12 protein-coding genes are annotated in these 11,637 nt (G+C 64.6%); 3 read left to right on the top strand and 9 right to left on the bottom strand.

Features of this window, described 5'->3' with window-relative positions; all coding sequences use genetic code 11:
- Window positions 1-174: 174 nt before the first annotated feature.
- Entirely contained in the window at window positions 175-2,850 is a 2,676-nt protein-coding gene (gene adhE / locus M4J39_RS01005; RefSeq protein ID WP_251725769.1) for a bifunctional acetaldehyde-CoA/alcohol dehydrogenase, read from the bottom strand.
- A 459-nt stretch (window positions 2,851-3,309) separates the two neighbouring features.
- On the opposite strand from adhE, the gene M4J39_RS01010 reads away from it, so the two are divergent.
- The gene (locus M4J39_RS01010; RefSeq protein ID WP_251725770.1) at window positions 3,310-4,320 is read left to right on the top strand and encodes a LacI family DNA-binding transcriptional regulator; all 1,011 of its coding nucleotides are present in this window, start codon (window positions 3,310-3,312) and stop codon (window positions 4,318-4,320) included.
- Here M4J39_RS01010 and M4J39_RS01015 read toward each other — a convergent pair.
- From M4J39_RS01015 to M4J39_RS01050, 8 genes are all read right to left on the bottom strand, one after another.
- Window positions 4,317-5,027 (bottom strand): energy-coupling factor ABC transporter ATP-binding protein, encoded by a 711-nt coding sequence (locus tag M4J39_RS01015; RefSeq protein ID WP_251725771.1) that lies wholly within the window; start codon window positions 5,025-5,027, stop codon window positions 4,317-4,319. The two genes, M4J39_RS01010 and M4J39_RS01015, sit on opposite strands and share 4 nt — an antisense overlap.
- Entirely contained in the window at window positions 5,027-5,782 is a 756-nt protein-coding gene (gene cbiQ / locus M4J39_RS01020; RefSeq protein WP_251725772.1) for a cobalt ECF transporter T component CbiQ, read from the bottom strand. Before cbiQ ends, M4J39_RS01015 begins: the two co-directional genes overlap by 1 nt.
- The gene (locus M4J39_RS01025) at window positions 5,772-6,329 is read right to left on the bottom strand and encodes a carboxypeptidase-like regulatory domain-containing protein (RefSeq protein WP_251725773.1); all 558 of its coding nucleotides are present in this window, start codon (window positions 6,327-6,329) and stop codon (window positions 5,772-5,774) included. Before M4J39_RS01025 ends, cbiQ begins: the two co-directional genes overlap by 11 nt.
- Window positions 6,326-6,952, bottom strand: a complete 627-nt coding sequence (cbiM, locus tag M4J39_RS01030) for a cobalt transporter CbiM (RefSeq protein WP_251725774.1) — start codon at window positions 6,950-6,952, stop codon at window positions 6,326-6,328. The genes M4J39_RS01025 and cbiM overlap by 4 nt, the downstream gene beginning before the upstream one ends.
- Window positions 6,953-6,973: 21 nt before the next feature.
- Window positions 6,974-7,735, bottom strand: a complete 762-nt coding sequence (locus M4J39_RS01035; RefSeq protein ID WP_251725776.1) for a DUF4198 domain-containing protein — start codon at window positions 7,733-7,735, stop codon at window positions 6,974-6,976.
- A 96-nt stretch (window positions 7,736-7,831) separates the two neighbouring features.
- Complete coding sequence (nikR, locus tag M4J39_RS01040) at window positions 7,832-8,284, bottom strand: nickel-responsive transcriptional regulator NikR (protein WP_251725777.1); 453 nt, start codon at window positions 8,282-8,284, stop codon at window positions 7,832-7,834.
- A gap of 85 nt (window positions 8,285-8,369) precedes the next feature.
- Entirely contained in the window at window positions 8,370-9,599 is a 1,230-nt protein-coding gene (locus tag M4J39_RS01045; RefSeq protein ID WP_251725778.1) for a DUF2325 domain-containing protein, read from the bottom strand.
- Window position 9,600: 1 nt separating this feature from the next.
- Window positions 9,601-10,104: a hypothetical protein gene (locus M4J39_RS01050; RefSeq protein ID WP_251725779.1), complete on the bottom strand. Its 504-nt coding sequence runs from the start codon at window positions 10,102-10,104 to the stop codon at window positions 9,601-9,603.
- 157 nt (window positions 10,105-10,261) lie between these two features.
- Between M4J39_RS01050 and M4J39_RS01055 the strand changes: the two genes are divergently transcribed.
- Both M4J39_RS01055 and ybaK read left to right on the top strand, forming a co-directional pair.
- Window positions 10,262-11,053 carry an alpha/beta fold hydrolase gene (locus M4J39_RS01055; protein ID WP_251725780.1) on the top strand — a complete coding sequence of 264 codons (792 nt, stop codon included), beginning with the start codon at window positions 10,262-10,264 and terminating at the stop codon, window positions 11,051-11,053.
- A 27-nt stretch (window positions 11,054-11,080) separates the two neighbouring features.
- The gene (gene ybaK / locus M4J39_RS01060) at window positions 11,081-11,557 is read left to right on the top strand and encodes a Cys-tRNA(Pro) deacylase (RefSeq protein WP_251725781.1); all 477 of its coding nucleotides are present in this window, start codon (window positions 11,081-11,083) and stop codon (window positions 11,555-11,557) included.
- The last annotated feature ends 80 nt before the right edge of the window (window positions 11,558-11,637 follow it).

Raw genomic sequence — 11,637 nt, forward strand, 5'->3', positions numbered from 1 at the left:
ATCCCGCAATCTCTTCATTGAGAAACTTCCGGTGCTCGCAAAAATAGTTCCGGAAAGCCGGATATCCGCTGTGTACGCCGATAACCTGCAGTTGTCACTTCAGAAGGTTTTAAAGCCTTCAAAAGCAAAACGGAGGCGGGGTGTCCCGCCTCCGTCGTCAGGTCCCTGAGCCCCTTATTCGGCCGCCTTCCGGCCCTTGGCGGGCTTGGCCGCCTCGACGGGCTGGGCCGCAGCCGCTTCAGCCCGCTCGGTCGGCTCGACATAGGCCCGACCATAGTAGCTGTCGACCAGGATGGCCTTCAGCTCCGAGATCAGCGGGAAGCGCGGGTTGGCGCCGGTGCACTGATCGTCGAACGCTTCGACGGCGATCTTGTCGACCTTGGCGAGGAAGTCGGCCTCGGGCACGCCGGCTGCCTGGATGGAGGCGGGAATGTCGAGCTGCTTCTTCAGGTCTTCGACCCAGGCGATCAGGTTGTCGACGCGCTGCTGCGTGCGCTCGGCATGCAGGCCGAGGTGCGTTGCGATCTCGCCGTAACGGGCCCGGGCCTTCGGACGGTCATACTGCGAGAAGGCCGTCTGCTTGGTCGGGTTGTTGGTGGCGTTGTAGCGGATCACGTTGCAGATGAGCAGCGCGTTGGACAGGCCGTGCGGCAGGTGGAAGGCCGCGCCGAGCTTGTGGGCCATGGAGTGGCAGACGCCGAGGAACGCGTTGGCGAAGGCGATGCCGGCGATGGTGGCGCCATTGTGCACCTTTTCGCGGGCGATCGGATCGTTGGCGCCTTCCTTGTAGGCGGCCGGCAGGTAGTCCTTGAGCAGCTTCAACGCCTGCAGCGCCTGGCCGTCGGAATACTCGTTGGCCAGCACCGAGGCATAGGCTTCGAGAGCATGCGTGACGGCGTCGATGCCACCGAAGGCGGTCAGCGACTTCGGCATGTTCATGACGAAGTTGGCGTCGATGATCGCCATGTTGGGCGTCAGCTCGTAGTCGGCGAGCGGATACTTCATGCCGGTGGAGTCGTCGGTGACGACGGCGAACGGCGTCACTTCCGAGCCCGTGCCGGACGTGGTCGGGATGGCGACCAGTTCGGCCTTGATGCCCAGCTTCGGGAACTTGTAGATGCGCTTGCGGATGTCCATGAAGCGCAGCGCGAGATCCTCGAAGTGGACTTCCGGGTGCTCGTACATCACCCACATGATCTTGGCCGCGTCCATGGCCGAGCCGCCGCCGAAGGCGACGATGACGTCCGGCTTGAAGGACATGGCGCGCTCGGTGCCCTTGCGAACGGCGGAGAGCGTCGGATCGGCCTCGACGTCATAATAGGTCTCGACGTCCATGCCGTGGGTCTTGAGCAGTTCGATGACGCCGTCGGCATAGCCGTTGAGGAACAGGAAGCGGTCGGTCACCACCAGCGCGCGCTTCTTGCCCTCGAGGTCCTTGAACGCTTCGGCGATGGCGCCGCGGCGGAAGTAGATGGACTTGGGGAGCTTGTGCCAGAGCATGTTTTCGGCTCGCTTCGCAACGGTCTTGCGGTTGATGAGGTGCTTCGGGCCGACGTTGTCGGAGATCGAGTTACCACCCCAGCTGCCGCAACCGAGCGTCAGAGACGGCGCCAGGTTGAAGTTGTAGAGGTCGCCGATGCCACCGAGGGCGGACGGCGAGTTGATCAGGATGCGCGCCGTCTTCATCTTGTCGCCGAAAGCGGCGACGCGCTCCTTGTGGCCGTCCTGGTCGGTGTAGAGCACCGAGGTGTGGCCGATGCCGCCAAGGGCGACCAGCGCAGCGGCGGCGTCGACGGCGGCCTCGAAGTCCGGACGACGATAGAGGGCCAGCGTCGGCGACAGCTTTTCGTGGGCGAAGGGCTCGCTCTCCTCGACGCTCTCGACTTCGCCGATCAGGATCTTGGTGTCGGCGGGAACGGCGATGCCGGCGGACGCGGCGATCTTGACCGCCGACTGGCCCACGACGTCGGGAGAGAGATGGCCGCCGGGGAACACGACGTTGCGCACGGCGCCGAGCTCGTTGCCGGAGAGGATGTAGCCGCCGTGGCTCTGGAAGCGCTCGCGCACCGCGTCGTAGACGCTGTCGACGGCGATCACCGCCTGCTCGGAGGCGCAGATCATGCCGTTGTCGAAGGTCTTGGACATCAGGATCGAGGCAACGGCGCGCTTGATGTCGCCGAACTCGTCGATGACCACCGGTGCATTGCCGGCGCCGACGCCGATGGCGGGCTTGCCGGAGGAGTAGGCCGCCTTGACCATGGCCGGGCCACCGGTGGCCAGGATCAGGTTGACGTCGGGGTGACGCATCAGGGCGTTGGAGAGTTCGACCGACGGGGTGTCGATCCAGCCGATGATGTCGGCCGGGGCGCCGGCGGCGACGGCGGCGTCAAGCACCAGCTTGGCGGCGGCGCAGGTCGACTTCTTGGCGCGCGGATGGGGGGAGAAGACGATGCCGTTGCGGGTCTTCAGGCTGATCAGCGCCTTGAAGATGGCGGTCGATGTCGGGTTGGTGGTCGGAACGATGCCGCAGATGAGGCCGATCGGCTCGGCGATGGTGATGGTGCCACCGAGCTCGTCTTCCTCGAGCACACCGCAGGTGTTCTCGTCCTTGTACTTGTTGTAGATGTACTCGGAAGCGAAATGGTTCTTGATGACCTTGTCTTCCACCACGCCCATGCCGGTCTCTTCGGCCGCCTGCATGGCGAGCGGGATACGGGCGGCGGCGGCGGCGAAGGCTGCCTGACGGAAGATCAGATCGACCTGCTCCTGGGAGAACGTCGAATAGATCTGCTGGGCGCGCTTGACGCGGGAAACCAGCGCGTCGAGATCTGCCGGGCTGTTGATTGGCATGTTCTTCTCCTGTCTTCCAAGCATTCGTCCCGAAGGCATTCTTGTCGTTCCGCCGGAGCTCGCCATTGTCTGGCGGCTGGCCGGCTGGGCGTCTGACCCTGAGGGCGAGGCGGTTGCGGACCATTCGGTGATCCGCTTTGTTTTGTCCCGCTGCATATGGGATCGTTTTCAGCCCGGTGGTCAAGTCTTGAACCGATTAAGTCCTCAGTGCGTAGTGGTACTACAGACCGGCCAAAATTCTTCTAAAGGGCATTGATAGAAAAGGTGAAATCGACGAGTTCCGGGGAGTTCGGCCGCAGTCTTCCCCAGGCTTGCTAAACCGTTTTGGAATCCTATCAGAAAAATTACTGATTTCAAATTGGTGCGCCTGAGCAAGCTTCATGTAATCCTTTTCAATGGCTTTCAGGGCGGGGAGGACGCCATCGGAAAGTTCGGACGAGGTCGTGGGACCTTATAAAAATGGCAATTAGTATCAAGGACGTGGCCCAAAGGGCCGGAGTTTCGGTAGCCACCGTCTCGCGCGTCTTCAGCAATGGGCCGGTTAGTCCGGAACTGCGCGAACGGGTGGAAAAAGCTATCGCGGCGACCGGCTATCGTCCGAACCTCTCGGCCCGTCGGTTGCGCTCCCAGCATTCCCAGACCATCGGCTTGATGGTGGCCGACATTCGCAGCCCGTTCTTCACGGCATTGAGCCGTGTGGTCGAGGATGAGGCCTATCGCTCAGGCATGCGGGTGATCCTCTGCAACACCGACGAGAGCACGGATCGCGAGACGATGTATCTGCGTCTCATGGAGGAGGAGCGTGTCACCGGCCTCATTTGGGCTCCGACTCGCGGCAGCCTCGAGCGGTTGGCCGACGAAGACCTGCCTTTTCCGGTGGTGTTGGTCGACCGGGGCGGACCGGTCGGTCGCCACGACAGCGTCGTTCTCGACAATCATCAGGCGACAGCTACCCTGGTGCATCATCTCCATGCCATCGGCCGCAGTCGCATCGTCGGTCTGTTCGGCAACACGTCATCGACCGCTATCGACCGCCACCTCGGCTATCTCGCGGCCACAGCCTCGCTCGGCCTGTCGTCCGAAGCCTTTTTCGTCGCGCCGAGTGCCGAGGCCGCCGAGCGCGAAATCCTCAAGGTGTTCTCCCGCCCCGACCGGCCGGATGGCGTCATTGCATCGAGCAATCTGATGCTGCTGGGTGTCGTCAAGGCAATGCGGCGGCTGGTTCTCAGAACGCCGGATGACGTTGCCATCGCCGGTTTTGACAACGAAACCTGGTCGGAACTGGTGGGACCGGGGCTTACGGTCATCGAGCAGCCGGTCGGCGATATCGGACGCATGGCGATGACGCTGCTGTTCGATCGGCTGAAGGCGCCGAAGGCGCCGGCCCGCAAGGTGATGCTCTCCGGTCGGCTGATCGTGCGCGGCTCGACGGCGCCGGTGACCGGGCTCGTCGACGAGCCCGTGGATTAATCCTCGTCGATCGGATGGAAGTGCACGTGGTCGTGCCGGTGTTGATGCCGGTGCGCCACCGCCGGTTTCAGCTTTCCGTCTTCCAGCAGGACCGCCCGCGTCGATAGTGTCGCGAGGAAATGCGCGTCGTGCGATACCAGGATCATGGCGACCGGCAGGTCGGCGAGGATGGCGGCGAGGCGTTCGAGGTGAGCCTCATCGAGCGCATTGGTCGGCTCGTCGAGCAGCAGCACGTCCGGATCCATGGCCAGCACGCCGGCCAACGCCACCAGCCGTTTCTCGCCGCCGGACAGGTGATGGGTGACGCGCTTTTCCAGCGACAGGAGATCGAGGTCGGCAAGCACCGTCATCGCCCGCTCGATCGCCTGGGAGGGTGTGAAGCCGAGGTTGAGAGGCCCGAAAGCAACATCTTCGATGACGGTCGGCGCGAACAGTTGATCGTCCGAATCCTGAAACAGGAAGCCGACCCTCTGACGCAGGTCGCGAAAATCGTCTTCGACGCGCCGATGGCGACCGAAGGCGACGATTTCTCCGCTCTCAAGCGTTTCCAGCCCGACGATGGAGCGCAGGAGCGTTGTCTTGCCGGCCCCGTTGGCGCCGGCCAGCGCAAGCCGTTCCCCACTTTCGAGACGGAGATCGACCCGGTCGAGTACCAGTCGACCATTGCGTCGGACGCTGATGCCGGAGAGATCGAGAAGTGCGGTCATCAAAAGCGATCCATGAGCAGGGCCACGCCAACGAGAAGGCAGGCCAGCCCGGCAGCGCCGATGTCGACGATCCCGAACCTCTCCAGCGTAACAAGCGGAAACCGCCCTGCGAAGCCCCGGCAGCGCATCGCTTCGTTCACCCGCTCGGCGCGCTCGACGGCCCGGACCAGCAACTGGCCGATGAAGTGGCCGTAGCTTCTCATGGTGTGGAGGTTGGTGCCCGGCACGAAACCGCGCAGTCGCATGGCGTCATGAAGGCGCCGCGCCTCGGCGCGCAGAAGCTCGATGTAACGGATGGCAAACAGGAACACCTGGACGAGACGCGCCGGCAGGCCGAGGCGGCCGAGAGCATGTCCCAGACGAATGGGCGTCAGGCCTGAAATCAGCGGCAACACGACAAGAGCGGCCGAGCTGATGCGAAGGACCAGCGTTACCGCCCGCTCAAGACCGGGCAGCGACAGGCTGAGTGGCCCGATCTCGACGAACGGCGGAAGCCGGGTCAGCAGTGGCAAGGCGACGAACAGGATCAGAAGAAAGCCTTCGACATGCATCAGGCGGCGGATCGTTTGCCTCGTCGAGATGCCGGCGAGTTTGGTCAACAACAGGCCAACGATGAGTGCCGCGCCGAGCAACGCCCAAGATCTGAGGCTGACGAGCGCCAGAACGAGGAGTACGGCGGCGACAACGCGTGTTCGCGTGTCCAGCCGGTCGAGTGGAGAAATGCGAGCGGCCGCGTCGATCGCATCAGCTGCCATGGCCGCTCCGGCGCGAGCGGAACCAGGCCCAAAGGCCGGCAAGGCCCATGATCCAGCCAAGGCCGCCGATCAGATCGTTGAAGCGAACCCGGCCGTCGGCGGCGTCGTAGGCCTCCATCAGCGGACCGATCTGCCGCGCCACCGCCGCATCGACCGCTTTGGCGATGCGTGCGTCGAGATCGGCCGGAATGGCGGAAGTCGAGGGCGTTACAGCGGTGGGAGAGGGCGCTGCCGGCGTTCCGTCGGTCGAGACGTCGGTGCTGGCGAAGTGACCGTCGCCGCCGGCCAGAGTGAGCCGATAGCGGCCGGGCGTTGGCGGCGTGAACGTGAAGTCGCCGTCCTTGCCGGTCTTGAGGCGGGCGATCTCCGTGCCGTCCGGCTTCGTCACCAGGATTTCAGCGCCTTCGGGGCGACCGCCGCCGATATAGAAGCCATACCCCGCGACGGTATCGCCGGTCACCTGTGCGAAGAGCTTGAGGCGATGGGCCTCGGCTGGCAAGACGAGACAGACGAGCGCGGCGAGAGTGACGGCGAAGCGGCGGATCACGGGACTGTTCCAATGAATGTGGAGGCTCCGATCATCTCCGGTTTCACCTTGAGAAGATAGAGCGTCACGAAGGCTGTTACCAAGGCTTCGATAATGGCCAGCGGCAGGTAGGCCATGGCCATCACGCTGACGGCCGGCGCGAACGCCGGCTCCGAGAGGGCAATCTCGACGCCGACCAGCCCGGCGGTGACGATGACCGACAGCGCGGCCGAAAGGCCGGCAAGACTGGCCGAACGGACCGGGGCCCCGGCTTTGATGAACGGGCGAACCGCCATGGCAAGAAGCACGCCCGGTAGTGCCATGTTGACGAGATCGACTCCAAGCACGGTCAGCCCACCGAAGCCGAACAGCAGTGCCTGAAGCAGTAAGCCGACGAAGATGGCGGGAAACGCCTTCCAGCCGAGCATCAGGCCGATCAGGCCGCCGAGCAGCAGGTGGACGGAGGTTGGGCCGAGCGGGAAGGCCAGCGACGAGGCAATGAAGAACACCGCGGCGAGTAGGGCGGTCTGCGGGATGTCGCGATCACCGAGCTTGCGAACGCCAAGCCACAAGCCGCCCGCACCGGCCAAGGTGCCGACGGCAAGGACAGGCAACGACAGGACGCCGTCGGGAATGTGCGCCATGTCAGGCTTCCTGTTCGGCCGTCAATTTGGGCCACCCATGTCGGTCGCTTTCACCCACATCAGCGCTCCGAGCTCGGTAGCGGCCGGCTTGCCGTCCGGGGATTGCGCTTCGGGACCATCGATCAGCGCGGCGAAGCCCCACCATCCCGCCTTCGGCATTGCATAGGAAAAGACGCCCATTTCGTCGGCCTTGATCACCTGGGTGATGAACGCTTCGTTGGGCGGCGTCACCGAGCCGTCGTTCACCCACTCGACCTCGATTTCGGCTCCGGGAACCGGCTGGCCGTCCTTGAGGACGACACCGCGGAACAGGTTGCCGGTCCAGAGGCCGGTCGGCCGGACGAGTGGTGCGATCTCGACTGGCAGGTCGACGAGACGATCCCAGCCTTCGCCGGAGGCGTAGCCGTCAACCACCACCTTGGCGTAGTGGACGATGTACTTGTTTTCGGCCGGCTCCCAGTAGGGCTTGGGTTCGACGAACAGCACCTGGGCGCCCGGCGCGGCGATGTCGCGCTCGAGGCGCCAAGCCTGCTTGCCGTCGATCGGGGTTTCGACAAGGGTTCCCGAAAGATCCTCGATACCATTTTCCGTGGCGACGCCGACGCGCGTCGGTTTGACCATGTCCATGGTCGGGCCGCGTTCCATCGGGTGGGTAAAGACGAGATCGACGGTAATCTTGCCGCCATCGGGCAAAACATCTTCGGACGGGAGGATTTCCTGGAAATGGGCGAACGCCGGGGTTGCGAGGGCGATCAGCGTGGCAGCGGCAGCAAAGGTGCGCATTGGATTTCCCGCTTTGTTTCGGTATGATGAAAATACAAAAACATCATACCTGCGCAATACGGTAAAAGGCTAGGGTCGCGTTGGCGCGCGCTCGGCTCAGTCCACCGCGTCGTGCGTGTGCCCGTGTGTCGCAGGCCGTTCGCTTTTTCCCTCGATCGGAACGACCACCAGGCGACCGTAGCGAACGCCGCGTTCGGCGGTGAGGTGCTCGGCAAAATGGCTGATTTCGCCCGCCCGTCCCCTGAGGAGCGTCACCTCCAGGCAGTTGGCCTCGTCGAGGTGGACGTGGGTCGTGGCGAGCGACATGTCGTGGTGGTGGTGATGCACCGCCGCCAGCCGTCGCGCCAGCTCCCTCTTCTCATGATCGAACGTATAGACGACGGCGGCGACGCAGTCGCGCTCGGGATCGGCGGTTGTCGCCAACTCGCCAAGGCCGGCGCGCGCCAGGTCGCGGATCGCCTCCGAGCGATTCTGATAGCCGCGCCGGGCGATGAAGGCATCGATTTCCTCAACGAGATCGTCGTCCAGTGTGATGGTTACCCGCTGCAAGGCGCTCTCCTGATTCCGAGGCGGCTGGTGCCGTCATCGCGAAGGGTAGCAGGGGCGAGCCGGGTAGGGATAGCCGTTCGTCCCCCTACACGCGGGCGAGCTCGCTGGCGAAGGAAGAGTAGCTCGCCGAGGAGAGGGGCAGGTAGGTCTTGTTCATGCGGCCACAGATCGTCTTGAGCTTCTCGACGGCGGTATGGCTGACGCAATCGACGGGGAACATGACGACGTCGGCGCGAACGAGCACGCCATCAAGCGTCTCGGCCGATTGTTCGGCGCCGCCATCATGATGGATCAGCGAGCCGCGGCAACGTTCGACGAGATCGCGCATGCGAGACACCGTGCGCGGCCGCCCGCCGATGTAGGCGATGCAGCGTCCTTCGAGGTTGAACGGACAGTCTTCGGCGCAGGTGCCGACTGGGCAGGGTGGGGCTTCGGCCAGTCGATCGAGCAACTCGTCCGTCCGCGCCTCGGCTGCGGCGAGGCGATCGGTCAAGACGTTGACCTCGGCGGCCAGCCGATCGTTGCGGCGTAGGGCAAGATCGAGCCGCCGAGCGAGGTCCTCGGCTTTGTCGGCAAGGCGCGCTGCTTCCTTACCGCTCTCCATCTCGGCGACGCGGGCGCGCAGCGCCGCCGCTTCCCGTACGAAAGGCTCGATGGTCGAAACGAGCCGGCTCAGCCGCTCGATCTCCCGGTCGCGGGCCGCAAGGGCCTCCACATGCCCCGCATTTGCCTGTTCCAGACGGCGGGCGAGGGCAGCGCATTGTTGCTCTGCCAGCGAACGGGCGCGCGCATCGCCACGGTGCGAAGCGCCACAGAGATGCGACATCATGTGGACTTCGCCGAAGACGCGGACCTCCAGCGCTCCGCCAAGATGCACGTGGCTCATCACCGCCCAGAAGGCGCCGGCGATCTGCCCCTCGGCGACTTCGCGATCCCAGAAGGCCGAAAGCTCCTCCTCGGAGCGACAGCGCGACGCCTTGCGCACCGCTCCCGCGTGATTGGCGTCGAGAAGCTTCTGGACGGCCCCGGAGGCGCGGTTGCGGTTCGACATCGCATGCACGAAGGCGCCGTGCAGTTCGTAGTCGGTCATCAGCTCGATGCCATGGAAGAGGCCGAGCCGCTTTGCCGTCTTGCGCAACTCGGCCAAGGTCAGACAGGTGCCGAGCGTCACGCAATGGCAGCTCTTCGGCAGGTCCCAGATCTTTGGACGTTCATGACGAACAGGGCGAAGAGGCAACCTGTCCGGCGACAGCGAGGATAGCGACGTGGCTGCCTCGACAGGCCCCGGCAGCGAGAAGACGGGCTTGCCCATCATGTCAGTTTCCCTTGGGCAACAAGGCGCAGAGCGCGCGGTCGACCGCATCGGCCGACACCTCCAGCTCGAACGGGCAGCCGCGCCCGGCGCACAGATCCGCGTGGGCGCAGCGGAAAATGCCGGCGCGAATCTCCACGAGCTCCGCGCACATGCGCGCTTCCACTTCGGTACGATCGGGCGGGTCAAGCGCTTCCAGCACGACGCGTCGCACCTCGATTTCGCGGTCCACCGGCATGTCCGGAGCAATCCCGACCGGTGCGTGAACAAAGCGATAGAGTCGCGACACGCCGACCAGGCTCGCCGTGTAGCCGCCGGGTGCGCGTGGACGGGGCACCAGCGCGCAGCGCTCGGTCAAACGCCGGCAGGCGAGGGCGTCCAGTCGGTGATCGACCGATTTGTCATCGGGGTTGCGCCGTTTCTCGGCGCCGACGAAGCGCACGAGGACGAGGAGGTCCTCGACGTCCTGTGGGAGCCAGCTCTCGGGGGGAAGGTGAGGCGCGTTCATGGCGGGATTCCAGCGATAGGATTTGCCTATACGGAGCATAACTTGAATTTATGAGTCAAGTATAAGTGAAAGTGACTAGAGCCTTACGGTTTGCCCTTGCCCTTCAAATGGCAAACCGCCAATCTGCGATTGTCCGCGCGTCCAGTCGGAGTTGCGATTGTCCACTCACTCTTCCGCCGCTTTCGAGGTCCGTCTCCACCATTCCGGGGGAAACGGGGCGCCGCTGGTGCTCGTCCACGGCTTCGGCGCCGATCGCCGGACTTTCACCGCCAATCAGCCAGCCCTGTCGGCGGTTGCCGACGTCTGGTCGCTCGATCTCCCGGGACACGGGGCGTCGCCCTGGGCAGAGGGGCCGGCGCCGTCGGCTGCCGCCTTTGCCGACGCCATCCGCAGAGCTCTGGACGCAGCGGGGGTAGATCGTGTCGACATGGTCGGTCATTCGCTTGGCGGTGCGGTCTCCGGCGTGTTCGCCGCCCGCTATCCCGGCCGCATCAGGTCGCTGACGGTGTTGGCTGCCTCCGGGCTCGGTCGACCGGTGCCGCGTGTCTTCGTGGAAACCTTGCCGACCCTGACCGACGTCGAGGCAACCGAGCATCTGCTCCAGCGCCTGTTCGTCAGGAAGAGCCTCGCCAATCGGCGCTTGGCGCTTTACATGCTCGACGAACTTGAAAAACCCGGCCGGCGCGCCGCGCTGTCGCGCATCGCCTCGGAAATGAAGGCGATTTCCGCCGAGGCGGATGCCGCCTTCCACAAGGTGGCCGAGGCCGGCCTGCCGCGTCTCGTCATCTGGGGCGCCGGCGATGCCGTCAATCCGCTCGACGAGGATCGCCTGGCTGCCGTCGGCGGTGAGCGCTGTGTCATTCCGGACGTCGGCCATCTGCCGCATGTCGAAGCGGCCGTCGCCGTCAATCGCCGGCTTCCCGATTTTCTGGCCGGGCTTTCCGCCTGAGTTCCGTTCGCCGCAAGAGGCTCTTCGATGTCCCGCACCACTCGCGCCACCCAGTTCCTCGACAAGGCGCGCGTCGCCTATGAGACGGTCACCTACGATTATGATCCCGACGCCGACCGTATCGGCATGCAGGCGGCCGAAGCGATCGGCGCCGAACCGTTCCGCGTCCTCAAGACGCTGATGGCGGAGGTGGACGGCAAACCCGTCTGCGTCGTCGTGCCGTCTGACCATGAAGTCAGCATGAAAAAGCTCGCAGCGGCCTTTGGCGGCAAATCGGCCCAGATGATGAAGCCCGCCGATGCCGAGCGCGTCACCGGCTACCACGTCGGCGGCATTTCGCCCTTCGGCCAGAAGAAACGCGTGCCCACCGCCTTCGAGGAAGCGGCTCTCGTCCACGATACGGTCTACATGAACGGCGGCCAGCGCGGCCTTCAGGTTCACTTGAAGCCGGCCGACGCGGTGAAGGCGCTCGATGCCAAGGCGGCGCCGCTCGTGGCGGATTGACACTAATCCGGGGACAAAACGTGCACGCCGGCGGATAACCGCTTGCCATTCTGTTGCACTTGGGCGGGGGCGATTCTACC

Source organism: Pleomorphomonas sp. NRK KF1, assembly GCF_023721755.1.
GTDB lineage: Bacteria > Pseudomonadota > Alphaproteobacteria > Rhizobiales > Pleomorphomonadaceae > Pleomorphomonas.

Excerpts from the sequence above, each read along its gene's own strand:
- adhE (WP_251725769.1), bottom strand. The coding sequence starts at position 2,850 with ATGCCAATCAACAGCCCGGCAGATCTCGACGCGCTGGTTTCCCGCGTC.
- M4J39_RS01010 (WP_251725770.1), top strand. The coding sequence starts at position 3,310 with ATGGCAATTAGTATCAAGGACGTGGCCCAAAGGGCCGGAGTTTCGGTA.
- M4J39_RS01015 (WP_251725771.1), bottom strand. The coding sequence starts at position 5,027 with ATGACCGCACTTCTCGATCTCTCCGGCATCAGCGTCCGACGCAATGGT.
- cbiQ (WP_251725772.1), bottom strand. The coding sequence starts at position 5,782 with ATGGCAGCTGATGCGATCGACGCGGCCGCTCGCATTTCTCCACTCGAC.
- cbiM (WP_251725774.1), bottom strand. The coding sequence starts at position 6,952 with ATGGCGCACATTCCCGACGGCGTCCTGTCGTTGCCTGTCCTTGCCGTC.
- M4J39_RS01035 (WP_251725776.1), bottom strand. The coding sequence starts at position 7,735 with ATGCGCACCTTTGCTGCCGCTGCCACGCTGATCGCCCTCGCAACCCCG.
- M4J39_RS01045 (WP_251725778.1), bottom strand. The coding sequence starts at position 9,599 with ATGATGGGCAAGCCCGTCTTCTCGCTGCCGGGGCCTGTCGAGGCAGCC.
- M4J39_RS01050 (WP_251725779.1), bottom strand. The coding sequence starts at position 10,104 with ATGAACGCGCCTCACCTTCCCCCCGAGAGCTGGCTCCCACAGGACGTC.
- ybaK (WP_251725781.1), top strand. The coding sequence starts at position 11,081 with ATGTCCCGCACCACTCGCGCCACCCAGTTCCTCGACAAGGCGCGCGTC.